The organism is Streptomyces pinistramenti, from assembly GCF_020564935.1.
GTDB classification, from domain to species: Bacteria; Actinomycetota; Actinomycetes; order Streptomycetales; family Streptomycetaceae; genus Streptomyces; species Streptomyces pinistramenti.
Window position 1 is genome coordinate 1 of the sequence record NZ_JAJCXB010000031.1, and the last position, 26498, is coordinate 26498.

General features: G+C 73.0%; 20 protein-coding genes and 1 pseudogene. 9 read left to right on the forward strand and 12 right to left on the reverse strand.

The features are described from left to right. Positions 1-32: 32 nt before the first annotated feature. Positions 33-941, reverse strand: a complete 909-nt coding sequence (gene purU, locus LIU39_RS20825) for a formyltetrahydrofolate deformylase (protein WP_227048318.1) — start codon at positions 939-941, stop codon at positions 33-35. Positions 942-973: 32 nt separating this feature from the next. Further along, on the reverse strand, positions 974-1432 hold the full coding sequence (locus LIU39_RS20830) for an SCO4402 family protein (protein ID WP_443743001.1): 459 nt from the start codon (positions 1430-1432) through the stop codon (positions 974-976). Positions 1433-1603: 171 nt separating this feature from the next. Between LIU39_RS20830 and LIU39_RS20835 the strand changes: the two genes are divergently transcribed. Next, complete coding sequence (locus tag LIU39_RS20835) at positions 1604-2956, forward strand: ABC transporter substrate-binding protein (protein ID WP_227048320.1); 1353 nt, start codon at positions 1604-1606, stop codon at positions 2954-2956. Positions 2957-2993: 37 nt separating this feature from the next. Here LIU39_RS20835 and LIU39_RS20840 read toward each other — a convergent pair whose 3' ends face one another. Continuing rightward, positions 2994-4835 (reverse strand): hypothetical protein, encoded by a 1842-nt coding sequence (locus tag LIU39_RS20840; RefSeq protein WP_227048321.1) that lies wholly within the window; start codon positions 4833-4835, stop codon positions 2994-2996. A gap of 181 nt (positions 4836-5016) precedes the next feature. After that, a complete protein-coding gene (locus tag LIU39_RS20845; protein ID WP_227048322.1) occupies positions 5017-6408 on the reverse strand; it encodes an NsdA family TPR-like regulatory protein in 1392 nt (463 codons plus the stop codon). Positions 6409-6877: 469 nt separating this feature from the next. Between LIU39_RS20845 and LIU39_RS20850 the strand changes: the two genes are divergently transcribed. The 5 genes from LIU39_RS20850 (at position 6878) to LIU39_RS20870 (ending at position 13787) form a co-directional block, all read left to right on the forward strand. Further along, positions 6878-7549 carry a bifunctional DNA primase/polymerase gene (locus LIU39_RS20850; protein ID WP_227048323.1) on the forward strand — a complete coding sequence of 224 codons (672 nt, stop codon included), beginning with the start codon at positions 6878-6880 and terminating at the stop codon, positions 7547-7549. 135 nt (positions 7550-7684) lie between these two features. Continuing rightward, the gene (locus LIU39_RS20855; protein ID WP_372463982.1) at positions 7685-8524 is read left to right on the forward strand and encodes an ABC transporter ATP-binding protein; all 840 of its coding nucleotides are present in this window, start codon (positions 7685-7687) and stop codon (positions 8522-8524) included. Continuing rightward, positions 8521-10140, forward strand: coding sequence for a GumC domain-containing protein (locus tag LIU39_RS20860; RefSeq protein WP_227048324.1), 1620 nt, complete (start codon positions 8521-8523; stop codon positions 10138-10140). Before LIU39_RS20855 ends, LIU39_RS20860 begins: the two co-directional genes overlap by 4 nt. Before the next feature lie 124 nt (positions 10141-10264). Next, positions 10265-12472, forward strand: a complete 2208-nt coding sequence (locus LIU39_RS20865) for a hypothetical protein (protein WP_227048325.1) — start codon at positions 10265-10267, stop codon at positions 12470-12472. Next, positions 12462-13787, forward strand: coding sequence for a hypothetical protein (locus LIU39_RS20870; protein ID WP_227048326.1), 1326 nt, complete (start codon positions 12462-12464; stop codon positions 13785-13787). Before LIU39_RS20865 ends, LIU39_RS20870 begins: the two co-directional genes overlap by 11 nt. 238 nt (positions 13788-14025) lie before the next feature. Here LIU39_RS20870 and LIU39_RS20875 read toward each other — a convergent pair whose 3' ends face one another. Further along, the gene (locus LIU39_RS20875; protein WP_227048327.1) at positions 14026-14265 is read right to left on the reverse strand and encodes a hypothetical protein; all 240 of its coding nucleotides are present in this window, start codon (positions 14263-14265) and stop codon (positions 14026-14028) included. Here LIU39_RS20875 and LIU39_RS20880 point away from each other — a divergent pair. Continuing rightward, a pseudogene (locus LIU39_RS20880) lies at positions 14182-14577 on the forward strand (response regulator transcription factor); the annotation flags it as partial. The gene LIU39_RS20875 and the pseudogene LIU39_RS20880 overlap by 84 nt on opposite strands. Positions 14578-14644: 67 nt before the next feature. On the opposite strand, the gene LIU39_RS20885 reads toward LIU39_RS20880, so the two are convergent. The 3 genes from LIU39_RS20885 to LIU39_RS20895 form a co-directional block, all read right to left on the reverse strand. Further along, positions 14645-17014 carry a serine/threonine-protein kinase gene (locus tag LIU39_RS20885; protein ID WP_227048329.1) on the reverse strand — a complete coding sequence of 790 codons (2370 nt, stop codon included), beginning with the start codon at positions 17012-17014 and terminating at the stop codon, positions 14645-14647. A 166-nt stretch (positions 17015-17180) separates the two neighbouring features. Further along, complete coding sequence (locus LIU39_RS20890; RefSeq protein ID WP_227048330.1) at positions 17181-18053, reverse strand: alpha/beta fold hydrolase; 873 nt, start codon at positions 18051-18053, stop codon at positions 17181-17183. A gap of 773 nt (positions 18054-18826) precedes the next feature. Next, positions 18827-19519, reverse strand: coding sequence for an iron-dependent transcriptional repressor DtxR (locus LIU39_RS20895; RefSeq protein ID WP_227048331.1), 693 nt, complete (start codon positions 19517-19519; stop codon positions 18827-18829). 246 nt (positions 19520-19765) lie between these two features. Here LIU39_RS20895 and LIU39_RS20900 point away from each other — a divergent pair, with 246 nt between their 5' ends. After that, complete coding sequence (locus LIU39_RS20900; protein WP_227048332.1) at positions 19766-20524, forward strand: SIS domain-containing protein; 759 nt, start codon at positions 19766-19768, stop codon at positions 20522-20524. Between the two features lie 25 nt (positions 20525-20549). Here the strand turns inward: LIU39_RS20900 and LIU39_RS20905 are convergent, their stop codons facing one another. Together LIU39_RS20905 and pdxH are read right to left on the reverse strand one after the other, a co-directional pair. Further along, complete coding sequence (locus tag LIU39_RS20905; RefSeq protein WP_372463985.1) at positions 20550-21875, reverse strand: PAS domain-containing protein; 1326 nt, start codon at positions 21873-21875, stop codon at positions 20550-20552. 574 nt (positions 21876-22449) lie between these two features. Further along, positions 22450-23073: a pyridoxamine 5'-phosphate oxidase gene (gene pdxH, locus LIU39_RS20910; protein ID WP_308409402.1), complete on the reverse strand. Its 624-nt coding sequence runs from the start codon at positions 23071-23073 to the stop codon at positions 22450-22452. Positions 23074-23598: 525 nt separating this feature from the next. Here pdxH and LIU39_RS20915 point away from each other — a divergent pair. Further along, positions 23599-24699 carry a citrate synthase 2 gene (locus LIU39_RS20915; protein ID WP_227048335.1) on the forward strand — a complete coding sequence of 367 codons (1101 nt, stop codon included), beginning with the start codon at positions 23599-23601 and terminating at the stop codon, positions 24697-24699. Positions 24700-24748: 49 nt separating this feature from the next. Here the strand turns inward: LIU39_RS20915 and LIU39_RS20920 are convergent, their stop codons facing one another. Both LIU39_RS20920 and LIU39_RS20925 read right to left on the reverse strand, forming a co-directional pair. Next, positions 24749-25363 carry a TetR/AcrR family transcriptional regulator gene (locus LIU39_RS20920; protein WP_227048336.1) on the reverse strand — a complete coding sequence of 205 codons (615 nt, stop codon included), beginning with the start codon at positions 25361-25363 and terminating at the stop codon, positions 24749-24751. Beyond that, positions 25351-26151 (reverse strand): enoyl-CoA hydratase family protein, encoded by an 801-nt coding sequence (locus LIU39_RS20925; protein WP_227048337.1) that lies wholly within the window; start codon positions 26149-26151, stop codon positions 25351-25353. The genes LIU39_RS20920 and LIU39_RS20925 overlap by 13 nt, the downstream gene beginning before the upstream one ends. Between the last annotated feature and the right edge of the window lie 347 nt (positions 26152-26498).

Consider the following 26498-nt stretch of genomic DNA (forward strand, 5'->3'; position numbering starts at 1 on the left):
CGGCGGGACGGCAGACGGCCCCGGCGCGGCTCCTACGCGAAGACGACCGTGCGGGTGCCGTTGAGCAGCACCCGGTGCTCGCTGTGCCACTTCACCGCGCGGGCCAGCGCCTGGCACTCGACGTCGCGGCCGATCGCCACGAGTTGGTCGGGGGTGACGTCATGGCCGACCCGCTCGACCTCCTGCTCGATGATCGGGCCCTCGTCGAGGTCGGCCGTCACGTAATGGGCCGTGGCACCGATGAGCTTCACGCCGCGGGCGTGCGCCTGGTGGTACGGCCGGGCGCCCTTGAAGCTCGGGAGGAAGGAGTGGTGGATGTTGATGATCCGGCCGGACAGCGCCTTGCACAGGTCGTCGGAGAGCACCTGCATGTAGCGGGCCAGCACGACCAGCTCGATCCGCTCCTCGCGGACCAGCTCCAGCAGCTCCGCCTCGGCCTGCGCCTTGGTGGCCCTGCTGACCGGAATGTGGCGGAACGGAATGCCGTACGAGCCGACCAGCTCGGCGAAGTCCATGTGGTTGGAGACCACGGCGGCGATCTCGACCGGCAGCGCGCCGATCCGGGAGCGGAAGAGCAGGTCGTTCAGGCAGTGCCCGAACTTGGACACCATCAGGACGATGCGCATCTTCTCGTCGGCCCGGTGGATCTGCCAGTCCATCCGGAAGGAGTCGCCCACCGCGGCGAAGCTGGCGCGCAGCTTCTCGACGTCGGACGGGGCGTCCGCGCTGAAGTGCACCCGCATGAAGAACAGTCCGGTGTCGCGGTCACCGAACTGCTGGCTGTCCTCGATGTTGCAGCCCGTCATGAAGAGGTAGCTGGACACGGCGTGCACGATCCCCTTCTTGTCCGGGCAGGACAGCGTGAGGACGTACTGTTCGGCCCCGCCGTCCCGATCGTGGGGACCGCCGGTACCGGGTGTGGTGGACTGCGACTCGCTCATGACCTCATAGGGTCGCACACCCGCGCCGCTGCTCAGGCCGGGGCGCCGGCTCCGTGCGTCATGAGGGCCAGCACCTCCAGCGAGTGCGGCGGCGCGTCCGGGTCGTCGCCGTCGGCCGCCGCCAGCCGCAGATGCGCCTCCCGGGCCGCGCGTGCGGCCTCGGGCCAGGCGTGATGCTCGACGTACGCGGCGACCGGCGCGTCCGGCCCCACCTGGTGCATGATCCGCAGCACCCGCAGCACGGCGACGTCGACCAGGGCCGCTTCCTGCGTGTCCCGGAAGATCGTGCCGACGTATTTGTCCGCCGACCAGTTGTCCAGCCAGGTGTCCTCGACGAGCCGGTAGACCGCGTCGGTGACGTCTCCGTACCCCGGGCGGCCGGCCAGCCAGGTCTCGCGCTGGAAGGCGGGGTCGGAGAGCATGTGCAGCGCGGAGCGCACATTGCTGCGCCAGCGCCACCACGGCATGTCGTTGAGTGGCATGGCGCCCATGGTGGTCGAGCGGCGGCCGCGACGGGAAGACTTCTCCGAACCTTGCACAGTATTCGATCGTACGTTCCTCGCAGTGGATCATGCGCATCCCCCTGGAGTTCACCTCGACGTCACCATCCGTTGACCCGACGTCACTCACACGTTATGGGCGGACCGGAAGGCTTTCGCCACATGACCGGACGGCGACGCCCTTCCCCCCGCCCCTCCCCGCACACCTCACCGACGGCCCGCGCCTCGATGGTGGCGTGCACGGCGGTCGTCGCGTCGCTGCTCTCGGCCTGCGGCTCCCTCCCCGGAACCTCGGGGGCGTCCGGGGAGAAGGAGCCGGTCACGGTGATGACCTGGGCGCCCGAAGGCACCAGCACCACCAACATGCCCGGTATGCCGGCCATGGCGCAGACGTATGCGCGCTGGGTCAACGCCGACGGCGGCATAGCGGGCCACCCGCTGAAGGTCCTCACCTGCAACGACCGCAACGACTCGGCGGGCGCCACCCGGTGCGCACAGCGCGCGGTCGATCAGGGCGCGGTCGCCGTCGTGGGCTCGTACAGCCAGTTCGGCCGCTCCTTCATCTCGCCCCTTGAGGTCAACGGCATCCCGTTCATCGGCGGCTACGGCGCGTCGGACGAGGAGTTCGAGAGTCCGCTGTCCTACCCCGTCAACGGCGGCCAGGCGTCCCTGCTCGCCGGGAACGGCCGCCAGTTGGCGAGCAACTGCGGACGCGTCGCCCTGGTGCGGCCCGACACCATCCAGGGCGACCAGATGCCCTCGCTCCTCAACTCCGGCCTCCAGCAGGGCCACCGCAACCCGGTCACCGACATCCGGGCACCCGATGACGGCACGGACTACGCCACGGAGGTGCGGCGGGCGCTGGACGACGTCGGCGCCGACCCGGCCGTGTACGGCACCGCGCGGGCCGGCGGCGAAGCGCCCGGCTCCTGCGTGACGGCCTCGCTCGGCGACCACACCGACGCGTTCTTCGACTCCTTCCGGCGGCTCCAGGAAGAGCGCCCCAAGGTGCACGTCGCCTCCGTGCTGGGCAGCGTCGGGCAGTCGCTGGTGACCCGCACGGGCGGCAGGTCGGGGCCGCTGGAGGGCGCGTACCTCACCGGCTGGTACCCGGTCGCCAGTGACCCGCGCTGGAATCCGATGCGCAAGGTGATCAACGACCACGCCTTCGGCGACAACCGCATCGACCCGGCCGACCAGGGAGTCCAGACGACCTGGATCGCCTACACCGTGCTGCGTTCCCTGGTGGAGCAGCTCGACGCGCAGGGCACCGAGGAGATCACCTCGCACGCCCTCCAGAAGCTGCTGGACCACGGCAGCCACGCCATCGACACCGGCGGGCTGACCCCCAAGCTGCGCTGGCGGGCCGACGACATGCTCGCCGTGCAGGACTTCCCGCGCATCGTGAACGGCATGGTGACGTACCAGACCGTGGCGGACGGGCAGGTGCTCGCCGCGTCCGACGGGTTCGTGAACGTCGCCAGGACGCTGGAGCGGCGCCGCACCGACCTCTGAGGCGAGGCTGCCGGGCGGGGCGACGCCTGCCGCCGGATCAGAGGTCGCCGGGCTGGCGGGCCGTCAGCCCGTACTTCTGCGCGATCGGGTTCCAGATCTTGGCCGCCTGCTCCTTGGACTTGGTCGCGGTGCCGCTGGCCGCGGTGCCCTGAGCGGTCTGCTGGGTGTTACGGGCGTGGCCCTTGTGGCAGCCCTTCTTGCCGCCGACCTGCCCCGCCCAGGCCGCGTAGTGGTTGTCGGCCGCGGCGGACGACTTCCACGCGGAGGTCAGCGCCGCGGTCAGCTCCGCGTGCTGCGGGATCTTGTCGACCGGCAGCTGCTGGAGCCGCGAGACCAGGTCGTTGCGCTGCGCCGCTGCGGACTTCAGGGCCTTGGCCGACTCGCCGAGCTTGTCGCAGCTGCGGATGCTCTTGACCGCATTGACCACGGCGGAGCGGCTGTTGTTGCTGTCGCCGAGCAGCGCGTCCAGCTTCTTGGCCTGTTCCTGGGCCGGGTCGGCGGCCGGCTTCGACGGCGGCTTCTCCTTCGCGGCCTGCTCGGACGAGCCGCCGGTCTCCTTCTTCGTCCCGCCGTCGGCGCTGTCGTCGCCGCTGAGCGCCCAGCCGACGCCGAGCCCGGCGCCCGCCAGCACGACGACGATGATGCCCACGATCGCGACCGGCGCCAGCCGCTTGCGCCGCCCGCCGGACCCGTCGTCGTCATACGAAGGCTGCGGCTCGTAACCGCCGCCCTGCGGGGGGAAGTTCTGCTGTCCGTAGCCCTGTCCCGGGCCCTGCCGGTCGTACGGCGGCGGGGCCTGGTCGTCGAAGCGCGGCAGCTGGGCGGTGGCGTCGGGGATGTCGCCGGGCCGGCCCGCGGTGCCGGAGTCCGTGCGGAACAGCCCGTCGAACTCGGCGGGTGTCGGGCGGTCGGCGGGGGCTCCGGGCGCTCCGGGGCGTACACCGAAGGGAGCGGCGGGCGGCGGGGTGCCGGGGCCGACCGGGGGGATCAGCTGCGTCGCCTCCGAGCCGTCCGGCGGCTGCGGTGTCCGCTGCCCCTGGCCCGTCGCACGGTTCTTGGGCGGCTTGACGGTACGCAGCATCTGCGTGGATTCGCCGGGGGTTTCGGGCCGCGCGGACGCCTCGGGCGGCAGCGGTGCGGCGCCGGGCGGGCCGCCGTGCGCGCCGATGGGCGGGATGAGGGCCGTCGCCTCGGCATCGCCCGCGGCGGGCGGCATCGGGGCGGCGGGCTGCGGGGCCGCCTTCTCCAGCCGGCCCGACGGCGGCTGCGCCGCGTGCGGCTGCTGCGGCTGCCCGAACGGCTGGTGCTGGTCGTACGCCTGCTGTCCGTACGGCTGCGGCGGCTGCTGTCCGTAGCCGTGCTGCCCGCCGAAGGACTGTCCCTCGGGCGGCAGCGCGCCGGACGGGGCCGCGCCGGGGCCGCCCTGACCGTGTGGGCCCTGCGCCCCGAAGGGGGGTATCAGAGCGGTCGCCTCGGCGTCGCCCGCGGGGGGCGGCAGCTGGCCCGGTGTCTGCGGGGATATCTGCGTTCCGGGCGCCTGGGGCTGCGGCGGCATGGCGGGCGGCAGGGGCGGCACCGGTGGCTGGGCCTGTAGCGGCGGGAACCCCGGGGGCTGTGGCTGGTAGGGCTGCTGCGGCATCGGTGCCCGGCCGTAGTCCTGGCCGTATCCCTGCGACTGACCGTGATCCTGGCCCTGGCCGTACGGCTGCTGGGGGGCCTGCTGGTCGGGGCCCCAGGGCTGACCCCAGGGCTGGCCGGCCGACGGTGCGGCCTGCGGGGCGGGCACCCACGGCTCACCGTTGGCGGGCAGCACCACACCCTCTCGCGCGGGACCGGCCGCAGAATTCTGCGGGTCGTGGCCCTGTCCGCTCTGCGTCACCGGGACTCCTACCCTCTGCTGACCTACGGAATCGTCGGCTCACGCTACCGGGTCGCAGCAACGTTCGACCACGTCCCCTGGTCACCCCCCTGTCCGCCGGGGGCGGCGCAGGTCCGGCCCGCGTGGTGGGAACCGGGCGGCCGGGCCCCCGACCGGTGCGCCCGGTCCCGGCCCGCCCCGTTCATGCCACCGCGCGCAGTTCCAGCCGTGCGCCGAATTCCCTTACCACCGGCTCGTCCCGGTACGGTTCGAGCCGCTGCTGGAACTCGTCGAGGTACTCCGTGCCGCGGTGCGAGCGCAGTCCGCCGAGCAACTCGACGGCCTGGGTTGCCGTTTGACAGGCCAGTTCGACCTCGCGCTGCTGCACCTGGGAGCCGGCCAGCAGGACGAGTCCGATGGCACGGCGGCGGGCCCGGCCCGGCGGATGTCCGTCCAGCGCTTCCTGTGCGCACGCGCCCGCCGCTGCGGCCTGGCCCAGGTCGCGGTGGCAGTGGGCGAGTTCATCGGCCAGATACGCCGGGGTGAAATGCCGGATCCAGTCCGGATCATCCCCGGAGTCGGGCTTGTCCTCGGCGCGTTCCATCGCGGTCAGCGCGTGGGTGACCACCGTCTGAAAGGCCCGGCCGTCGCCCATCAGCGCGTGCCCGCGCGCCTCCGCGGCGCAGAACATCGCCTCGGCGCGCGGCGTGATCTGCCCGCGTGCCCCTTCCTGGGCGGCCCGCGCGAGCTGGGCGATCTCGCGTGGATTGCCCAGCGAGGCGGCGAGGTGGCTCATGCTCGCGGCCAGCACGTAGCCGCCGTAGCCGCGGTCACCCGCCGCCTGCGCCAGACGCAGCGCCTGGATGTAGTAGCGCTGGGCGAGCCCGGCCTGGCCGGTGTCGACGGCCATGTAGCCGGCCAGTTCCGTCAACCGCGCCACGGCGGCGAACAGTTCACGTCCGACGGATTCCCGGTACGACCCGGCGAGCAGGCCGGACACCACGCTGTTGAGGTAGTGGACGACGACCGGCCGGACGTGTCCGCTGCCGAATTGGTGGTCGAGTTCGCCGAGCGCCGCGGTCATGGCGCGTACCGCCTCGACGTCGGCGAGCCCGACCCGCGCCCCGGCACTGCGGGCGACCTGCGCGTCCGCTCCGCTGATCAGCCAGTCGCGGCTGGGTTCGACGAGCGCGGACGCGGCGACCGTGGATCCGCTCAGGAAGTCGCGGCGGCCGACGTCGCTGCGCCACAGTTCGCAGACCTGCTCGATCGCGCCGACCACGGTCGGCGAGAACTGGAGTCCCACACCGGACGCCAGGTTCTTGCCGTCCGCCATCCCGATCTCGTCGATGGTGACCGTGCGGCCGAGCTTGCGGCCCAGCGACTCGGCGATGACGGCCGGGGCCCGGCCGCGCGGCTGCTGTCCGCGCAGCCAGCGGGCCACCGAGGTCTTGTCGTACCTCAGGTCGAGGCCGTGTTCGGCACCGCACATGTTGACGCGGCGGGCGAGCCCGGCGTTGGAGCAGGCGGCTTCCTGGATGAGCGCCTGCAGCCTCTCATTGGGCTGCCGGGCGACTAGTGGCCTTGCGGCCATGCTGTACCCCCTATTGCTGCTGCGCGTTCACCGTCGAACGCCGTTGACCCCGATCAATTCCCCACAGATATCCCGGATATCCGAGACACACCGGATACGAGCGATAAGTGTGATGCGAGCGATGCCCGGGATGTACGGGACTCCCCCTGCCCCTGACGCATCCCGCACGAGGTGCCCACCCGGCGCAGGACCGCGTGCCGGCCGTGGTGGTGAACGATGAAAAGAGGTGGTGGCGCGCGGTGTTGCGGTGATTCTTCGGCGCCGCGGTGCCCGGGTTCGATCCCGGTGCACGGCGCGGCCTGCCGCCGGGCGGCCGCTCCGCCCGGCACGCGGGTGGCTACCCGCTTCCGGTGTCACTCCCGCATACGCGCCCCCACCGGTGCACCCATGCGCCCCACGTGCACAGATGATGCGCCGGGAGGGGCACGTTTCGCCCGTAACCCTTGACGTCAAGGGGAGTTGACCGATCGTGGACAAGACCATCGGAGTCACCGAAGCCGTACAGATCCCGACGCAGCGCGGCGAGCAGCTGCCCGACATCGCGGCGCGGTACGCGGAGGATCGGCATTGGGACGTGTTCGCCGGCGCCTGGCTGGAGGACAACGGCCGGTCGCTGCGGTGCTCGTGCGGGGCCGCCGGCTGCGCGGCGCCCGGCGCGCACCCCGTCGCCGCCGACTGGGCGGGCCAGGCCACCGGCAGCGGTCCGGCCGTCCGCCGGATGTGGGCGAAGCAGCCGCGGGCGTCGATCCTGCTGCCGACGGGCCGTTCGTTCGAGGCACTTGACGTCCCGGAGACCGCGGGCTGCCTGGCGCTGGCCCGTATGGAACGGATGGATGTGCCGCTGGGTCCGGTGACCCGTACCCCTGGCCGCCGGATGCTCTTCCTCGTCCTTCCCGGCGCCGGGGCGAAGGTGCACTCCCTGGTGCGGGGCCTGGGCCGGCAGCCGGCCACGCTGGATCTGGTCTGCCGCGGCGAGGGCGAGTACATCGCCGCGCCGCCGACCCGCATCGGGGCGCACGGCGCGGTCCAGTGGGCGCGGCGCCCCACATCGGCCAACCGCTGGCTGCCCGACGCCGAGGAGCTGATCAGCTCGCTCGCGTACGCCTGCTCACGCGACGGGGCGGCCGGCCGGGCCCGTTGAGCCCCTGATGGCGCCCGCCGTACCCGCCTGTAGCTGCGGGCGCCGGCTCCCCGGCCCGAGCCTCGTCCCACCCGTATCGTGGGATGCCGACGGGGGCGCGAACGGCCCCTGCGGGGACGTCGAAGGGCGGGGCCGGTGACGAACGAACCGGAGCAGAACACGGGGCGGGCCGAGGGCGATGGGGAGCGGACCGGTGGCGGCACGGCCGTGCCTGCCGTGCGGATCCAGGGCCTCACGAAGCGGTTCGGCACCCAGGTGGCCGTCGCGGGAATCGATCTGACGCTGCCGGCCGGCCGGTTCATCGGGCTCGTCGGGCCCAACGGCGCAGGCAAGACCACGACATTGTCGATGGTGACGGGGCTGCTGCGGCCGGATTCCGGACAGGTCGAGATCGGCGGGCACGACGTCTGGCAGGACCCGGTGGCGGTCAAGTCCCGGATCGGGGTGCTGCCCGAGGGGCTGCGGCTCTTCGAGCGGCTGTCCGGGCGCGAACTCCTCAGCTATATCGGACGGTTGCGGGGCCTGCCGGGCGACGAGGTCGACAAGCGTGCGGCGCAGCTGCTGGACGTACTCGACCTCTCGGGCTCGCAGAACAAACTGGTCGTCGACTACTCCACCGGCATGCGCAAGAAGATCGGGCTGGCCGCGGCGCTGCTGCACAACCCCGAAATCCTCTTCCTGGACGAGCCGTTCGAGGGCGTCGACCCGGTGTCGGCGCAGACCATCCGCGGCGTCCTGGAGCGCTACACCGCCTCCGGGGCGACGGTGATCTTCTCCAGCCATGTGATGGAACTGGTCGAATCGCTGTGCGACTGGGTGGCGGTGATCGCCGCCGGGCGCATCCGGGCGCAGGGCACGCTCGCCGAGGTACGCGGCGACGCCCCCTCGCTCCAGGAGGCGTTCCTCGAACTGGTCGGCGCCGGCCGCCGCCGCGCCGGGCAGAACCTCGACTGGCTGGGTGGCGGCGCCCGATGAGTACCGAATCCGTGGCCGGAGGGCCGGCGCTCACGCCGCTGTTCGTCCGGCTGAAGCTGTCCCTGCTCCGTAACGGCCTGCGGCAGTCGCCCGGCCGTACCGTCGCCTACATCGCGTCCGTCGTGGTCGGCCTGCTGTTCGCGGCGGGTGTGGTGCTCGGGCTGATCGCCCTGCGCGGCACTCCGCACGTCGGCGCGCTGGCCGTGCTGCTCACCGGGATCCTCACCCTGGGGTGGGCGGTCATGCCGCTGTTCTTCCCTTCCGGTGACGAGACGCTGGATCCGACGCGGCTGGTGATGCTGCCGCTGCGGCCGCGGCCGCTGGTCGTCTCGCTGCTGACGGCTTCGCTGGTCGGCATCGGCCCGTTCGTCACCCTGGCGCTGGCGACGGGTTCGGCCGTGGCGGTGGCCGACGGCGCGGCCGCCGCGGTCGTCGCGGTGCCCGCCGTCGTCCTGGTGGTGCTGGTGTGCGCCGCGCTGGCGCGTGCCGTCGCGACCGCTTCGGTGCGGCTGCTGACCAGCCGCAGGGGCCGTGATCTCGCCGTGCTGGGCGGCCTGTTCATCGCGATCGGCGGCCAGGGCGTCAACATCGCCGCCCAGAAACTGGGCAGCCCGGACGGGCTGTCCGTGCTGGAGCCGCTGGGCGATGTGCTGCGCTGGGTGCCGCCGGCCTCGGCGGTGAGCGCCATCGAGGACGCCGGGCACGGGGCGTACGGCCGGGCGGCGGCGGGGCTCGCGCTGACGGTGCTGGCGCTGGTGCTGCTCCTGTGGTGGTGGCAGCGGACCCTGACCACCCTGATGACGTCCCCCGATTCGTCGACCCTCCAGGCCGTGGAGAAGGACAGCCGGCGGAGTTCGGACGGCGGGGTGCGCGGCCCGGCCCGGCTGCTTCCCGACGGCCGTACGGGCACGGTCATGCTGCGGACGCTGCGCTATGCGTGGCGCGATCCCAAGTCGAAGATGTCCTGGGCGACGTCGATCGGCGTGGGCCTGCTGGTGCCCGTGGTGTCATCGGTGCAGGGGAACGGGTCGATCTACACCGCGTTCTCGGCGTCTGCGCTGCTCGGCATGCAGATGTACAACCAGTTCGGGCAGGACACCTCGGCGTTCTGGATGGTCGCGTCGGCCATCTCGACGCCGCGGGACGCCTATCTGGAACTCCGGGCTCGTGCCCTGGCGTTGAGCCTGGTGGCGATCCCGTACGTGACGCTGGTCGTGATCGGCACCTCGGCGTTCCTCGGCGACTGGTCCTCCTTCCTGGAGATCTACGGCCTCTCGCTGGCCCTGCTGGGCGCGCTGGTGGCGACGGGCGCGCTCGCCTCGGCGCTGTTCCCGTACTCCATCCCGTCCGAGGGCAACAAGAACGTCGCGCCGGGGCAGGCGGCCATCGCGTGGATCAGCATGTTCGGCGGTGTGGCGGTGGGCGCGGTCCTGAGCCTGCCGCTGCTGGCACTGACCATCTGGCTGCACGTATCGGGCCGGCACGACCTGCTGTGGATACTGCTGCCGGTCGGTGCGCTCTACGGCGTCGGCGTCGCGCAGTTGGGGCTGCGGGTGGCGGCTCCCCGGGTGGTCCGGCGGCTGCCGGAGATCCTGGCCGCGGTCAGCAAGGGCTGAGGCGCCCCACCGCCCGGCCGGGCGGCGACGGCCGGCCGGACGCTGCCCGGCCGGGCGGTGGGGCGCTGCCGGGAAGTTATCCACAGGCTCAGGCGGGTGTCGGACGCGGGCGGTAGCGTCTTGCGTGTCCGAACGAGGGGTGGTGGGGGCCGTGCGGCGCTGTGCGGGTGTGCTGGTCGTGGGCTGGCTTGTGATGCTGCTGGCCGGCGGTGCGGCCCAGGCCGCGGGCCAGGCCGGGCCCCTCGCGCGGGCGTCGGCGGCCGCCGCGCCGGCTGGTGACGCACCGCCCGGCAGGACCGCGTACGTCGCCGGGCAACTGCGGAAGAACCCGGTCTACATCAGCGACCAGCTGCCCCGCGATGTCCCCCGCTCCACCGCCCCCGAATTCGCCACGCAGGCCAAGCGGCTGGGCGTCCCCGTGTACGTGATGGTGCTGCCCGACACGGCGCTGAGCGCCGACGGCGCCGGATTCATCGCGGGGGTCCACGACCGGCTGGGCCGCGCGGGGCTTTACGTGGTGGTGAGCGGCCCCGGAATGCCGCAGGTGCAGACGTACGGAGTCGACCTGCCCGGCGCCCAGGACGCCGCCCGCGCAACGCTCTACGGCCTGTCGTACGACGCCACGCCGCGCGAGTCCTTCCACTACTTCGTGGACGTGCTCGCCTCCGGGAAGGCCCATGAGCGGTACACGGCCGCCCGCGCCGAGTACGGCGGCGACGCCCCGTCCGACCCGCCGAAGCTGCACATCGACGTCACCGACCGCCGGAACCAGAGCTTCGTCTCAGGCATCGCGATCACCGGAATCCCGCTCTCCGCCCTGCTGCTGGTGTGGTACGTCCGCCGCAGGAGGCGGCTGCGCCACACCCACGCGGCCACGGACCGGATCCCGGCGGCGCGCAACGGGCAGGGACCTGCCGCGCCGGGCGTCACCCTGCGCAAACCGGCCACCGCCGCTACGGACGGCAGTCCCGGCCGCGGTCCGGCACCCGTCACGAAGCCGGACCCCGGCCGACCCGCCGGATGGGCCCGCGCCTGGACCGCCGGTCTCCTGCTGGCGGCGCTCGCCCTCTCCGGCGCGCTCGCCTTCACCGCCTCGCAGGTGTTCAACGAGCGCACGTCCGGGGACGGTTCGCACCCCACCGCCGCCGACCTGCGCGCCCGCACCGACCGGGTCGCCGCCGGACTCCGCCGCGACCCGCTCTACACCGACCCAGAGAGCGAACCGGCACTGAGCACCACCGAACGCGCCCGGCTGCGCGAGCAACTCGCCGCGCTGCACGTCCCGGTGCTGATCGCGGCGGTCCCGAGCCTGTCCGATGACGAATCGGGCGGCAGCGCCGAGCTGTTCGCCAAGTCGCTGCACGACCGACTGCGCCGCAACGCCGTGATCGTCCTCGCCGACCCGCTGTCCGGCTCCATCGACGTCGCCAACTACGGCACCCCGGTCAGCTCCCCGTACCTCAACGACCGCCCGGGGTACCTCTCCTTCCCCCCATCCGAAGACCACGCCATCGGCTCCCGCCTCGACAAGCTCCTCACGTATGTCGCCAAGTCCCCGCCCGCCAAGGCGGGCAGCATGCCGTACGCGCCCGAGCCCGCCGATGACCCGGTCAAGGAGAAGGCGCTGCCCGGCCTGTTCGCCACGGACTTCGGCCCCGGGCTGCTGATCGGCGCGCTCCTCGCGGTCGCGGTGCTGGGGCTGGTGGCGACGGGCCGGGCGGCGGGCGGCGCTCTCATCCGCCGCATCGGGCGACGCGACGATTCCGCCACGGCGCCCGGCACACCGAAGCCGCCCGAGGCCCCCGCCGAGCCCTCGACGGCATGGCTGCGGCGCACCGCACGCCAGGAGGTCGACACCCTCACCACCGCGCTGAACACCGCGTCCGGACTGCCCGAACGGTCCCGGCACCAGGCATGGGAGTGCCTGGACGCCGCGGCCCTGCTGATCGACGGCGACAGCGACGGCCGGATCGACGCCGATGCCCCACCGGCCTCCCTCGCCTGCGCCATCGCACTGGCCCTGGCGGGCCGGGCGGCCGTCGCGGGCCCGGCCGCCCCGCAGCAGTTGTGCCACCGCAACCCGCTGCACGGCGTCGCACACGGCACCCGCCGCATACGCCCGCAGGGCAGCGGCCGGGCCCGCCCGCTGCCGGTGTGCGCGGCATGCCTCGTCGTCCCGGGCACGGTGCTGCGGCTGGGCGCCACGCCGGACGCCGGCCGGGCCGACCGCGTCCCGTATCCCGCCCTCCCCGGGCCGCTGGCCACGCTCGCCGAAGGCGCCGGAATCGATCAACTCACCCACGATGTACGGGAGTACTTCGGTGTTCACTGACCCCCGCCACCACTCCGCGCGGCCCACCGCCCCGCACCGTGTGCGGCCCGCCGCGCGCCGTCCGCCGCGTACCGTCGCCGCGCTCGCCGCCGCGTCAGCGGCCCTGGTGTGGTGCGCGGCAGCCCCGGGCGCCGCCGCCGAGAGCCCCGGGCAGAAGATCGCCGAGGCACTGCACAAGTCCCCCGTCTACGTCGATCCGTCGCTGGCCTCGGCGGTCGGCACGGCCGAGCAGAAGAAGCTGGCCGACCGGATCCGCGGCACGCATCTGCCGCTCCGCGTCGTGCTGGTGCCGCTGGTCGAGGGGGACAGCTGGGGCGGCGACCCCAAGCAGCTGGCCGAGGTGGTCCACGACCGGATGGGCAACGGCCCGGCGATCATCATCACGCTCGGCGAATCCCACGACGACATCGCCGCCAGGGAGTGGCCGAACGACGTGCACCAAGCCGAGCGGGCGGCCGCGGCGGTCTTCCATCAGGACGACATGGACCATGCCGGTACGGCCCGCCGGATCGAGCGCGCGATCGACATCATCAAGGCGGGCGACGGCGAGGCGGAGTACGAGAAGGCCACCGCCGACCTCAACTCCCCCGGCACACCGGCCGACGGCAAGAAGGGCGCGGGCGCCCGTTCCTCCGGCTCGCCCCTCACGCGGATACTCGCCCTGGTCGCCGGGCCGCTGCTGCTGATCGCCGCGGCCGGGCTGCTGCTGCGGCGCCGTTCCCGGCTGCGCGATCTGTCCACGCCGTTCGCGCTGCCGCGCTCGGTGTTCGCCGCGGCCCGCCGTGCCGACGAGTCCGAACTGCGCGACCGCGCCGCCGAAGAGGTGGTGCGGCTCGGCGAGGAGGCGCGCGCCTCCCGGGGCGAGCCGGCGTCCATCGGGCGCGCCCTCGACGCCTATACGGCGGCGGGCACGGTGCTGGACCGCTCGCGGGGCATACCGGACCTGGCGGGCGTGTTCGCGCTGATAGCCGAGGGCCGGGCGGCGCTCGCACACGACCAGGACCCGCTGCCGCTGTGCTTCTTCCATCCCCTGCACGGCCCGGCCGCCCGCCGCATACCCTGGCGCCCGCTCGGCCACCGCGAGCAGCTGCGGGTGGCCGCGTGCGAGACCTGCATACGCGCCGTGCGGGCCCGCCGCGCCCCGGAGGTCCTCACGGACCACGCCGACGGCCGCCCCGTCCCGTACTTCGAGGCCCCCGCCGCCACCAGCCTCTGGGCCGCCACCGGCTACGGCTCGCTGCTCGCCCCCGCACCCACGGACGATTCCCTCACGGCCCGGGTCCAACGCGGCGATTTCACCCGGACGTTGGGGTAGGGCGCCGGCAGCACGAACGGCGTGGCGGCCCCCTTCCGACGAGCCGAGGAGCCGGCGCCCCGAGGAGCCGAGGAACCACCGAACCGGGAGACCAACGAACCACCGAACCGACGAATCATCGCAACCTGGGAAAGGCGGCGCGCAATATGGATCCATTGACGAGGAAGGCGGCCGCCGCGACGGCGAGGGCGCAGGTGGCCCCGCATCGCGATGAACCACGCCGGGCAGATACCGGGAATCAGTCGACGGCGACGATCGCCGGCGGCATGACGACCGGGATGATGCGCACGCGCTGGAAGGCCCAGCACGTTCCCCGTGAGGCGAGGACGGTCAGCCGGTAGGTCACCGCGGCGCTCGCGAGCACTCCGGCCGACCGGCCCCGGATGAACGAGGTCACGTCGAACAGCTCTATGCCCGCGCGCTGTTGGGCGACGGCGCGGGAGGCATCGGCTATCTCCTCAAAGAGAGCGTGTTCCACGCCGATCAGTTCATCGATGCGCTGGAACGCGTCGCCGACGGCAGGACCGCCATGGACCCGGCCGTCATCGCCGAGCTGCTGTCCAGCGGGCCCTCGAACCGACGGCTCGGGCAGCTCACCGACCGCGAGAACTCCGTGCTCGGGCTGATGGCCGAAGAGCTGTCCAATCAGGCCATCGGCCGGCGGCTCTTCCTCAGCGAAAGCGCCATCAGCAAGTACACCACCTCCATGTTCGGCAAACTCGGCATCACCGATGACGACAACAGCCACCGCCGCGTCCTCGCCGTGCTCACCTACCTGAACAACCCCTGACCTGCCCTGGGCCACCCTGCGGCGGGCCGTGCGGACGCCCGGACAGGCAGGCGGGGCGCCCGCGCCCTCACACCGCCGGCAGCCCGTAGATCTCGTCCCCGTGGGTGACCAGCAGACGTCCGCCGGATGCGACGACGTGCCACTGCTCCAGGTTTCCGGTGTTGTCGTTGTAGTGCCAACGCGCCTTTCCGGTCATGGGGTTGAGGGCGAAGATCCCGCCGATGTCGTCGTAGGAAGCGCCGTAGAGGGTGTTGCCCACCCGCACGAACTCCCTGGGCGCCCGGCGCGCACCGACGTCCTCGCACAGCCACAGTTTCCTGCCGCGCACCGGATCCACCGCCCACACCCCGCCGCTGTGGTCCCCGGCGTAGAGCACGTCGCCGACCACCATCGGCTGGTAGAAGCTGAGCCGCCCGGCCGAGGAGAGCGACCAGTCGTCCTTGCCGGTTTCGAGGTGCACGGCCCGCAGCCGTTCGCCGCCGAGGAAGATCCGCTGGGCGTGGACGGCGGGGCGCCAGGCGATGTCCTCGCCGATCTTCCGGGTCCACAGCTGCCGGCCGTCGGCGGCGTCCCGTACCGTCACGTTCTTGCGCCCGTCGGTGTAGACGAGCCGGCCGCCCGCGACGACGCCTTCGAGTTCGTAGTCCTGGGTGCCCTTGTCCCGCGGCTTCTGCCAATCCACCGTGCGGGTACGGATGTTGATGGCGGCGATGGCGGTGAGGTGGACGGTGGTGTCCTCGGTGCGCACCGAGGCGATGACGTGGATGCGCTGCTGATCGGCGGCGAGGATGCGCTGGACGGTCAGGTCGCCGCCGAGCCGGCTGCGCCATGCCTCCTTGCCGGTGTCGGGGTCGAGGCCGATGACGTCGCCGTCGTATTCCGTGCTGACGAGGAAGAGTTTGCCGTCGGCGAGGATGAGTGGGGCGCCGGCCGGGGCCACGCCCTTGCGGGTCCATGCCGCCTTGCCGTCGGTCGCGCGGCGGGCGACGAGCGGATCGCCGCTGATGATCAGCAGACCGTTGTGTGCGCGGAGCGGCAGGTCGCTGCTGATGCTGTCGGTCTCGGCGGTGCGGTGCCACAGCACCTGGGGCGCGATGCCGGGCGGCGGGGTGGTGAACTTCTCCGCCTGCGCGTCGCCCGCCGGGACGCCGTCCGCCCCCTTGGCCGTACCGCCGGACGATGCGGTCAGTGCCCACACGCCGCCACCGCCGACGACGGCCACCCCGGCCGCGGCAGCGGCGGCGAGCCCGAAGAAACGCCGACGGGACGGCTGCGCACCGCCGTTGGCGGTGTGGTCCACGGTGCTGCCGGGGCCGACCGCGGTGGCCTCGTACGCGGAGGGTGCGGGCGTGGGCACACCGCTACTCGACCCACCGCCGGGCCCGTTCCCGCTGCCAACGGCCCCATACGCCCCCGGCCCCGCACCCGCACCGAACACATACGTCGGCGCCGAGCCGAATCCGGGCGGCGTCGCCGCTGGGGCGGCTCCCTGATCCGGGCCTGCTCCCGGTGTCGGCTGACGTGGCGGCGCCGATGTGCCGTGCTCCGGGGTTTCCAGGTCGAGGATGCGGGCGGCGTGCGTGGCGATGGTCGAAGAGACCGCGCCCGGCAGCCAGTTGGCGAGGACGGCGCCGGTGCCATCGGGGGCCAGCGCCTCCCGCACCTGCGCCGGTGTGGGGCGCTGCGCGGGGTCGCGGCGCAGGCAGGCGGCGACGAGGTCGAGGAGGTGGCCGGGTACTCCGGTGAGGTCGGGCTCGCCGTGGACGACTTGGTAGAGCACCGCGGCCGGGGTCGTGTCGCCGTATGCGGTGTGGCCCGTGGAGGCGTAGGCGAGTACCGCGCCGAAGGCGAAGATGTCGCCCGCCGTGCCGACCGGCCGCCCCAGCGCCTGCTCGGGCGGGATGTATCCGGGTGAGCCGACGACCACGCCGGTCTGCGTCATGCGGTCGCCGTCGACGGCGCGTGCGATGCCGAAGTCGATGACCCGCGGGCCGTCGGCCGCCAGCAGCACGTTGGACGGTTTGAGGTCACGGTGCACGAGTCCGACGGCGTGGATGTCGGTGAGCGCGGCGGCGAGACCGGCGCCCAGGGCGCGGACGCTGCGTTCGGGCAACGCGCCGTGTTCCTCGATGACTTCGGTGAGCGAGGGGCCGAGCACGAAGGCGGTGGCCAGCCAGGGCAGCGCCGCCTCGGTGTCGGCGTCGACGACGGGTGCCGTGTAGCGGCCGGACACCGCGCGGGCTATCTCGACCTCCTGCCGGAACCGACCGCGGAACGCGGTGTCCTGGGCCAGGTCGGGCCGTACGACCTTGACCGCGACGGTGCGCCCGCCGGCCGACCGCGCCAGGTAGACCCGGCCCATCCCGCCCGCACCGATGCGGCCCAACAGGCGGTACGGCCCGAGGGATTGCGGGTCGTCCGGAAGCAAGGAGTCCATCGGTGGGCCTTCCGCGTCGGTCGATGGGTGCACGGCAGTGTGCGGCACCCCGCGCCGCGGGGTGACCGGCGCACCGGAGCAGTGCATCGTAACGTCGGCCGAAATCCGGGCCCCCCTTGGCTCGAAACAGCGGTGGGACGCGGGCCTTCCGCGCTCCCGCCGCGCCTTATCCCGGCACGGCCGAGTGCAGGAACGGTTCGACGGCCCGGCGCCACGCCTCGGGGTGTTCCCAGGGCAACAGGTGCCCGGCGTCCGGGATTTCGGCGTAGGCACCGCGCGGTAGCACCCGGACCATCTCCTGGGCCTCCGCGCGGCCCAGCTCGCCGTCCAGGCCACGGACGACGAGGCTGGGGCACCGGACGTGCGCCAGCTCCTCCCAGTGGGCGTCGTGCACCCAGGTCTCGCGGGCGGTGAGCATCTGCCGCCGGGAGAAGACGGGGCGCCAGCCGTCGGCGCTCTCGGCCATCACCTCGGCGAAGAACTCGCCGCGGGTCGGCCGGGACCGCTCCAGCGTCGGGTCGTCCTCGCCGAACCAGGTGCGGACGTCGGCGAGCGTGGTGAAGGGCAGCGGCCAGGTGTCGAACCACTCGATCCACTCGCGCTGCGAGGCCGCGCCGAGGGCGGAGGCCCGCATGTCGCAGATGACCAGGGCGCTGACCAGGTCAGGGCGGCGGGCCGCGAGCTGCCACGCCGTCAGGGCGCCCATGGCGTGGCCGATGAGGGTGACGGGCGCGAGGCCGAGCTGCTCGATGGCGGCTATCGCGTCGTCGACGTAGGCCGCGCGGTCGAAGGGGCCCCCGGGCGGCTTCTCGCTGCGGCCGTGTCCGCGCTGGTCGAGGGCGACGGCGCGGTGCCGCCCGCTCAGCCAGCGGGCGGTGCCGGCCCAGTGCGCCGCGCGGCCCATCAATCCGTGGAGCAGCAGTACGCCCGGCCGCTGCTCGGCCTCCTCCAGCCCGCCGCCGGTCTTGGGCGGGTCGGTGAACTCCCAGGCCGCGAGCTGCACGCCGCCGGCCCCTGTCACATCGATGCGCCGCACCATGTGCCCTGGCACCCCCAATCGTCCGTTGAGCAGACCCACACTATCGAACCTTTATTCGAACACGGCGGTCTCGTGCGCAAGTCCCCTCGTTCGGGTGACAGCGCTCAGGGGTAGACGGAGCCCGCCGAGGGGAGACAGCTACAGGGAGGCGGGCCCTACCGGGAAGGGGGCCCGTCCCGCAGGACCCTGGGAGCTCGGGGCTCCGGGTCTTGACGGGGGAACATGGGGAGGCGGGGCCCCGGCTGCTCGCAGCGCCGGGGCCCCGTTCACACCCCGGCACCGGCTGCCGCACCCCGGGATCCGGATCCGACGCGGCACATCCCTGACGCGACGCAGCCCGCACAGCACGCCGCAACCGCGGCGGACCCGGTGACCGCATCCACGCTCCTCCCCGTCGTCCGGAGACCGGAGCGCAGGACCGTCGCACCCCGTACGCATCGTGCGCCGTACGAGCCCGGCCGCTCTGCCGCCCCGCCTCACGTCCCAGCGTCCCGCGCACCGGCGCCGGTGCGCGCCCGCGCGTGACACACCGTCCGCACCCCGGCACGCCGCCGACACCACACCAAGAGGCCGTACACCAGCGCGGAGATGCGTCGCGTCAGACTGGCACGCCGTTGACGCCACCGCTCGGATTCCCACAATTTCGTTCACCGTTCACCTGCGACGCAGCCCGCCGAACGGCGCGTCGGCGCAGCTCAGCGGGCTGATGGAGAGACGGAAGGATTTTGTGGGAAAGCAGGGCGAAAAACGGGGTCCGGCCGCCCCTGGCCGGTTCAGCGCTTGGCGACGAAGACGTGCGCGGCGATCTCGGAGTCCAGCTCGGCGGCCTCGCCGCTGCTGCCGACCAGCACACCGGCCGGCGACTCCGTCACGCTCACCACCGCGCCCGGCTGTACCCCGGCACGCCGCAGCGTGTACATCAGCTGGGCGTCCGCCTGGATGGGCTCGCCGATCCTGCGCACCACGACCGTCTTGCCGTCGGGCCCGGCGTCCAGGTCCATCAGGCTGACCATGCCGGCGTCCAGGAACGGATCCGCCTCCGACTGCTCGCCCAGCTCCTCAAGACCCGGGATCGGGTTGCCGTACGGCGACTCGGTCGGATGCCGCAGCAGTTCCACGACGCGGCGCTCGACCGCCTCGCTCATCACGTGCTCCCAGCGGCACGCCTCGGCGTGCACCTGCTCCCATTCGAGCCCGATGACGTCGACGAGCAGGCATTCGGCGAGGCGGTGCTTGCGCATCACCCGGGTCGCCAGCATCCGGCCCTCGTCCGTCAGCTCCAGATGCCGGTCGCCCGCTACGGACAGCAGGCCGTCCCGCTCCATGCGCGCCACGGTCTGGCTGACCGTCGGGCCGCTCTGTTCGAGCCGCTCCGCGATCCGGGCGCGCATCGGGACCACGCCTTCCTCTTCGAGTTCGAGGATGGTGCGGAGATACATCTCCGTGGTGTCGATCAGTCCGGACATGCGTGCCCCTTGATGTGTCGTGCGGTGGCCCTGAACTCAATTCTGACGCATCCCACCGACAACGGTGCCGACTCGGCCTCTCGCGGACCTCGCGCCCGTATTGACAGGGCACTGGTCCAGACCGCAACGTGATCCGCGCCACGTGTGCCCCTCGGGTGTCGCGGGCGAGAATCCATCGACTTTTTCGACGAGATCCGGCGCGATGCGGCGAAATCCGACGAAATCCGACGAGAGAGGCCCGCGGGAATGGCTGAGAGTGACCGGCTTGCCGGACAGTACTTCGATGCCGCGATCGATCTGTTGCGACGGGTGCGCGACGAAGAGGGTACGTCGATCACGGCGGCCGGGCGACTGATCGCCGACACCGTCGAGGCCGGCGGCCGGATCTTCGCCTTCGGCGCCGGGCACTCCTCACTCCCCGCCCAGGACACCGTCTACCGCGCGGGCGGCCTCGCCGTCATGAATCTGCTGTCCGTGCCCGGGGTGGTGGGCGTGGACGTCCGTCCGGCGACGCTCGGCAGCGCGCTGGAGCGGGTGGACGGCCTGGCCGGCGCCGTCCTGGACACCAGCCCGGTGGAGCCGGGCGACGTCCTCGTGATCATCTCGCTGTCCGGGCGCAACTCGCTGCCCGTCGAGATGGCGCTCAACGCGCGGGCCCTCGGCCTGAAGGTCATCGGCGTGACCTCGGTCGCGTACGCGGACGCCACCAAGTCGCGGCACGTCTCGGGCAGCTACCTGAAGGACCACTGCGACATCGTGCTGGACAGCCGGATCCCGGTCGGCGACGCGGAGTTGACGCTGCCGGACATCGAGGCGCCGTTCGCGCCCGCTTCCACGGTCGTCACCAGCGCGATCATGCAGGCGGTGGTCGCGACCGCGGCCGGCGAACTGGCCGAGCGGGGTATCGAGCCGCCGCTGCTGCGCTCCGGGAACGTCGACGGCGGGCACGAGTGGAACGGCCGGGTGATGCGCGAGTACGCGGACCGGATCTACTACCGGCACTGAAACGGCCGCCGCTGGGCCGCCGCCCTCAGCCCGCCCCCGCCAGGTCCAGCGCCGCCGCGATCCGGGCGGCGACCTCCTCGGCGTAGGAGGCGTCCGCACGGTCGAAGGGACGGCGGGCGGGAGTGCGCAGGAAGGTCGCGACGCCAAGGGTGCGGCCGCGGCTGCGCAGCACCACGCACAGCCCGTGCACCGAGCCGTCCGGCCATTTGCGGTCGGCCGCCCAGCCGTCGTCCGCGTCGTGCCCCGCACTGGTACGGACCGAGCCGCGGCGCTCGTGCGCCTGAGTGGCGGGATGCCCCTGCGGGTACGCCACGGGGAGGCCGCACCCCGGCAGCGTCACGCAAGGGCCGGGCGATCCGGCCGGGGAGGCGAGGGCCCGCACCAGCAGCGGCGGGCCGCCCGTCTTCTCTGCGCTTCCCTCCGGTCCCGCGTCCGCGGCGGCGTCCAGCGGGCCGCGCGGCGCGGCTCCGGACGGCTGCGCCAGGTCGACCAGGGCATGGTCGGCGAACCCGGCAAGGGCGTAGTCGAGGTGGACGGCGGCCGCCTCCAACGGGTCCGGGCATTCGGCGGCGGCCCGTCCCGCGCGGTGCAGTTGCTGGGAGCGGAAGCGGAGCAGGGCGCCGTCCCGTTCGGCCTGTTTGATGTCGGTGATGTCCTGGAAGAGCCAGGCGACACCGAGCGGCGACGGCTCCTCGCTGAGCGGCGATGCCAGCCGGACGAAGCCGCTGCGCCAGCATCTGCGCGGTCGTTCGGCCTCCGCCGAGCGCAGCGTCACCCACAGTTCCGCGGGGTCCGGCGGCGCGCCCTGGGCGAGGACGTACTGCACCGCGCCCTCCAGTTCCTCGACGCCCTGGGACAGCAGCTCGCCCAGTGGCCGGCCCAGCAGCGTCGTACGGCCTGCGCACAGGGCGCGGGCGGCGCGGGCGTTGACGGCGGCGGGCCGCAGGTCGGCGTCGACGAGGACCACGCCCCAGGAGGCGTCGTCGAAGAGCGCTTCGCTCAGGGCGATGGAGCGTTCCAGGTCGATCTGGGTGCGGACCTCGCTGAAGGCGCAGTAGACGCCGGCCGCGCGGCCGTCGTGGCCGCGGACCGCGGAGGACTGGGTGCGGACCAGGACGCGGTGCCCGTCCTTGGTCAGCAGGGCGTATTCGTGGACCTGCCGTCCCGGGGCGTGCAGCGCGGCGAGGAGCCCGGCCTCGACCTCCTCGGCGTCCTCCTTGCGGACCGCCCAGCCGGTCAGCCCCCTGCGGCCGACGGCTTCGGCGGCCGTCCAGCCCAGGATGCGTTCGGCCTCGCGGTTCCAGTGGGTGACGGTGCCGTCGGCCCCGAGGGCGATCAGGGCGGTGTCCATGCCGTCCAGGAGTGCGGCGAGGAGCCCGGAGTCGTCGTGGTGGGGCCGTTTTCCGGGGTCCGTGCCGGACGGCGGGAGCTGCGGGGCGCGTTCCGGCGGGCCGCACGGGGCGGTCTCGGAGCGGTGTTCCGCCGAGGAAGCGGACGAAGCAGTCACTGGAACCCCCTACGAACGCGGTCGCACGTGCTGCACCGCGGCTCATTCAACTCGAACGTGACCCAGCCCACATCCGGTTTGCGGAAATCGTTGCCGGTGGGAAATTCGGTTGTGGCGGTGCGGGAGCGTTCCTAGGGTGGTGAGCACACGAGAAGGGAGGTGGTTCGGAAGATGATTTCGCACCGGACGCGTGAGGTGGCTGCGGGCTAGGTCCCGTCGCTTCACCCAGTGCAGCGCCGGACGCGCATACTGCAGATGCGCAGCCGGCCCATTCCCAGCAGTCACCCGACCCGCGGGCTACCGGTTCGTCCGACCGGCCCTTCGCGCCTCATGGCGCGGGGGAAGCAGCCCGCGGGTCGTCTGCGTCTGCGGACGACCCGGGTACGGCGCCCGGCCGGGCCGCGGATCCCACCGCCTCTCAGGGGGCCAGGCGCTCGACGGTCCAGCTCTCGCCGGTGCGCACGAACCGCAGCCGGTCGTGCAGCCGGTTCTCGCGGCCCTGCCAGAACTCCACCGTTTCGGCGGTGACGCGGTAGCCGCCCCAGTGCGGCGGCGCCGGCACCTGCTCGCCCTCCGGGTAACGCGCCGCCAACTCGTCGTAGGCGTGCTCCAGTTCGGCGCGCGAGGCGACGGGCGACGACTGGTTGCTGGCCCAGGCGCCGAGCTGCGAGCCATGCGGCCGGGAGCGGAAGTAGGCGGCGGTCTCGTCCCTGCCGATGCGGGCCGCGGTGCCGATGACGATGACCTGGCGGGCGAGCGGGTGCCAGGGGAAGAGCAGCGAGAGGTGCGGGTTCTCGGCCAGCTCCCGGCCTTTGCGGCTGGTGTAGTTGGTGAAGAACACGAAGCCACGGGCGTCGAACGCCTTGAGCAGCACGGTCCGTGAGCTGGGCCGGCCTGCCGCGTCGGCGGTCGAGACGACCATCGCGTTCGGCTCGTGCAGTCCGGCCGCCGCCGCGTCCTTGAACCAGCGCGCGAACTGTTCGTACGGCTCGGCCGCGAGGTCGGGCTCGGTGAGTCCCTCGGCGCGGTACTGGGCACGCATGGACGAGGGATCGAGCGAGGAGTGGGCTTCGGGAGGGAGCGCGTCGGCAGGGTGCACGGCCCTCATCCTGCCGCATGGGCCCGCGTATCGGCAGGCCGCGAGGGCGGAAGTCTGCCCCTCGTCGCCTGCCCGTAACCCTGCCGTCGGCGAATCGGTCAGTGTGCCGGACGTCACGCTTCCCCGCAGGTGGGGAACCCGCCAAAATCGAGGGGCCGCACACTGTGGGCTCCGGACATCCACGACTATCGTGTCCGGGCCGGGGACGCATCACGGCCCCGGAGAACGACCCGTCGGCCGGCCGCCGTACGAAGGCGCCGCACGACACGCACAGCGCCCATGGGCCGTCCCCCCGCGGGCACAACCGTCGCGTCATCCTTGCCATCGCCGGGCATCCCCGGGGTGACCGGTGCGGACCGCGAGCTGCCCGGCGCAGCCGCGTAACCGCACCGGCACCGCAGACAGATCCGACCGCACGGCAGCCGGTCACCACGGCCGTCTGCCGTCCCCATCTTGAGGAGCCGCCTGATGTCCGACTTCGTACCCGGACTTGAGGGAGTCGTCGCGTTCGAGACGGAGATCGCCGAACCGGACAAGGAGGGTGGTGCGCTGCGCTATCGCGGGGTCGATATCGAAGACCTCGTGGGGCACGTGACGTTCGAGAAGGTCTGGGGCCTGCTGGTGGACGGGGCGTTCACGCCGGGGCTGCCGCCCGCCGAGCCGTTCCCGATCCCCGTGCACTCCGGTGACATCCGGGTCGATGTGCAGTCGGCACTCGCCATGCTCGCGCCCGTGTGGGGCCTGAAGCCGCTGCTGGACATCGACGAGCGGACGGCACGCGACAACCTCGCCCGCGCCGCGGTGATGGCCCTGTCGTACGTCGCGCAGTCGGCGCGCGGGCAGGGCCTGCCGATGGTGCCGCAGCGGGAGATCGACAAGGCGGAGACCGTCGTGGAGCGCTTCATGCGGCGCTGGCGCGGCGAGCCGGACCCCAAGCACATCGCGGCGGTTGACGCCTACTGGACGTCGGCGGCCGAGCACGGCATGAACGCCTCGACGTTCACCGCCCGGGTCATCGCCTCCACCGGGGCCGATGCCGCCGCCGCGCTGTCCGGGGCGGTCGGCGCGATGTCGGGTCCGCTGCACGGCGGCGCGCCGTCGCGGGTTCTCGGCATGATCGAGGAGATCGAGCGGACCGGCGACGCGGCGGGCTTCGTGCGCCGGGCGCTGGACAACGGCGAGCGGCTGATGGGCTTCGGGCACCGCGTCTACCGTGCCGAGGACCCCCGGGCGCGAGTCCTGCGGCGTACCGCCAAGGAGCTGGGCGCGCCCCGTTTCGAGGTGGCCGAAGCGCTGGAGCGGGCCGCGCTCGACGAGCTGCACAGCCGCCGTCCCGACCGGGTGCTGGCCACGAACGTGGAGTTCTGGGCGGCGATCGTGCTGGACTTCGCCGAGGTCCCTGCGCACATGTTCACGTCGATGTTCACCTGTGCCCGCACGGCGGGCTGGAGCGCGCACATCCTGGAGCAGAAGCGCACCGGGCGCCTCGTACGGCCCTCGGCGCGCTACGTCGGACCCGCCGCGCGCGACCCGCGGGAGATCGCCGGATACGACGGCGTCGCCCGCTGACGCAGACGGCGCGCGGGGCTCGTCCAACGGGCGGGCCCCGCAGGCCGGTTCAGCCCAGCGCCCGCTCCAGCAGGGCGCCCCACTGCGCCACCACCCGCTCGCGCCGCGCCGTGTCATCGCTGAGCAGGGTGGCGAGTCCCAGGCCACGGGCCATGTCCAGCAGTCCCTGGACCGTCTCCCTGATGCCCGGTACGGATTCGTCCACGCCGAGCAGCTCCACGGCGATGCGGTGGGATTCGCGGCCGACCCTGGCCTCCAGTTCGGTGACGCGGGGGCGCAGCTGTTCCTCGTCGGACGCGGCGACCCAGAGGTGCAGCGCGGCGCGGAACAGCGGCCCCGTGTAGAGGTCGACGACGGCGGCGACGACGGCCTTGCGGTCGACCGCGCCCGCGGCCCGTTCGGGGAAGAGGTCGCGCAGCGCCTGCGAGCGTTCTTCGGCGACGTGTTCGACGGCGGCGGTGAACAGGTCCTCGCGGGTGGGGAAATGGTGCTGGGCCGCGCCGCGCGAGACGCCGGCCCGCTCCGCGACGACGGAGACCGTGGAGCCCGCCCAGCCGCGCTCCGCCAGGCAGGAAACGGCGGCCTCCAGCAGCTTGCGCCGGGTGGCGCGGCTGCGTTCCTGCTGCGGTGCCTTGGCGCTGCGCGGCGGGTTCACCGCGCCCATCGCGGGGCCCTCCGCTCCAGGAAGGCGGTCATGCCCTCGCGCGCCTCTTCGGACCCGAAGAGCCGCGCGGACTCCTCGGCCAGCGCCGCGGTGTCCCGGTCGAAGGCCCGCAGCACCTCGGCCGTGACCAGCTTCTTCGACGCGGCAAGCCCCTGCGGCGAGCCCTTGCGCAGCCCGTCCAGAACCGGCGCGAGCCCCGCGTCGACGTCGTCAGAAGCGAGCGTCACCAGCCCGATACGGACCGCTTCCGCCGCATCGAACCGTTCGCCCGTCAGGTAGTAGCGCCCGGCGGCACGCGGGTCGAGGCGCGGCAGCAGCGGCAGCGAGATGACGGCGGGCGCGAGCCCCAGCCGCGCCTCGGTGAACGCGAAGCTGGCGGCAGGCCCGGCCGCCGAGATGTCACAGGCCCCGAGCAGTCCGAGTCCCCCGGCCCGTACGTGCCCCGTGACGCGGGCGACGACCGGCACGGGCAGCTCCACGAGGTCACGCAGCAGCCGGACCAGGCCCAGCGGCGCGGCCGTCGCGGCGCCCGGCGCGGTGGCCTCGGACAGATCGGCACCGGCACAGAAGGTCCCGCCAGTGTGGGTGAGCACGACGGCCCGGGTGCCGTCGTCCGCGGCGGCCGCGTCCAGCGCCTGCCGCAGCTCGTCGACCAGCCGGGCGGACAGCGCGTTGCGGTTGTGCGGCGAGTCCAGGGTGACGGTGGTGATCCCGCGCTCGCGGACAGCCCGCACGAGCGGCCCGCCGCCCGCCGCGGCGTTCCCGGTGTCGGTGGTGGCGTCGGTCATCAGGACCTGAACTCCTTTCCCTGGCCCGCGGTTCGCGGCACAGGATGTTGCCCGTCACCGCGCGCGGCACCGTCCCCTGGGGGCACGGGATCGGGGACTGCACAGGATCGGGGACCTTCCGAGGGTGACAGCGACGGGGGGAACAATCAAGCGTGCTTGCATGGTTTGTGGAGCTGGGAGGGCGCTCGTTGTGCGAGTGGAGACATGGGCGGTCACTGCGGCCGGAGGAAGAAGGCGTTTCGTTTGCCACGAACGACGTTCCATGGTCGCCAAGTTGACCGCACTCCATCCGACCCTCCGGCCAGAAAACGCGGCCGAAGCGCTCAGCCATGAACCGACGTAGCACC

Coding starts and splice junctions, on each gene's coding strand:
- purU (WP_227048318.1), bottom strand. CDS start 941: ATGAGCGAGTCGCAGTCCACCACACCCGGTACCGGCGGTCCCCACGAT.
- LIU39_RS20830 (WP_443743001.1), bottom strand. CDS start 1,432: ATGGGCGCCATGCCACTCAACGACATGCCGTGGTGGCGCTGGCGCAGC.
- LIU39_RS20835 (WP_227048320.1), top strand. CDS start 1,604: ATGACCGGACGGCGACGCCCTTCCCCCCGCCCCTCCCCGCACACCTCA.
- LIU39_RS20845 (WP_227048322.1), bottom strand. CDS start 6,408: ATGGCCGCAAGGCCACTAGTCGCCCGGCAGCCCAATGAGAGGCTGCAG.
- LIU39_RS20860 (WP_227048324.1), top strand. CDS start 8,521: ATGAGTACCGAATCCGTGGCCGGAGGGCCGGCGCTCACGCCGCTGTTC.
- LIU39_RS20885 (WP_227048329.1), bottom strand. CDS start 17,014: ATGGACTCCTTGCTTCCGGACGACCCGCAATCCCTCGGGCCGTACCGC.
- LIU39_RS20890 (WP_227048330.1), bottom strand. CDS start 18,053: ATGGTGCGGCGCATCGATGTGACAGGGGCCGGCGGCGTGCAGCTCGCG.
- LIU39_RS20895 (WP_227048331.1), bottom strand. CDS start 19,519: ATGTCCGGACTGATCGACACCACGGAGATGTATCTCCGCACCATCCTC.
- LIU39_RS20900 (WP_227048332.1), top strand. CDS start 19,766: ATGGCTGAGAGTGACCGGCTTGCCGGACAGTACTTCGATGCCGCGATC.
- LIU39_RS20905 (WP_372463985.1), bottom strand. CDS start 21,875: ATGGACACCGCCCTGATCGCCCTCGGGGCCGACGGCACCGTCACCCAC.
- pdxH (WP_308409402.1), bottom strand. CDS start 23,073: ATGCGTGCCCAGTACCGCGCCGAGGGACTCACCGAGCCCGACCTCGCG.
- LIU39_RS20915 (WP_227048335.1), top strand. CDS start 23,599: ATGTCCGACTTCGTACCCGGACTTGAGGGAGTCGTCGCGTTCGAGACG.
- LIU39_RS20920 (WP_227048336.1), bottom strand. CDS start 25,363: ATGGGCGCGGTGAACCCGCCGCGCAGCGCCAAGGCACCGCAGCAGGAA.
- LIU39_RS20925 (WP_227048337.1), bottom strand. CDS start 26,151: ATGACCGACGCCACCACCGACACCGGGAACGCCGCGGCGGGCGGCGGG.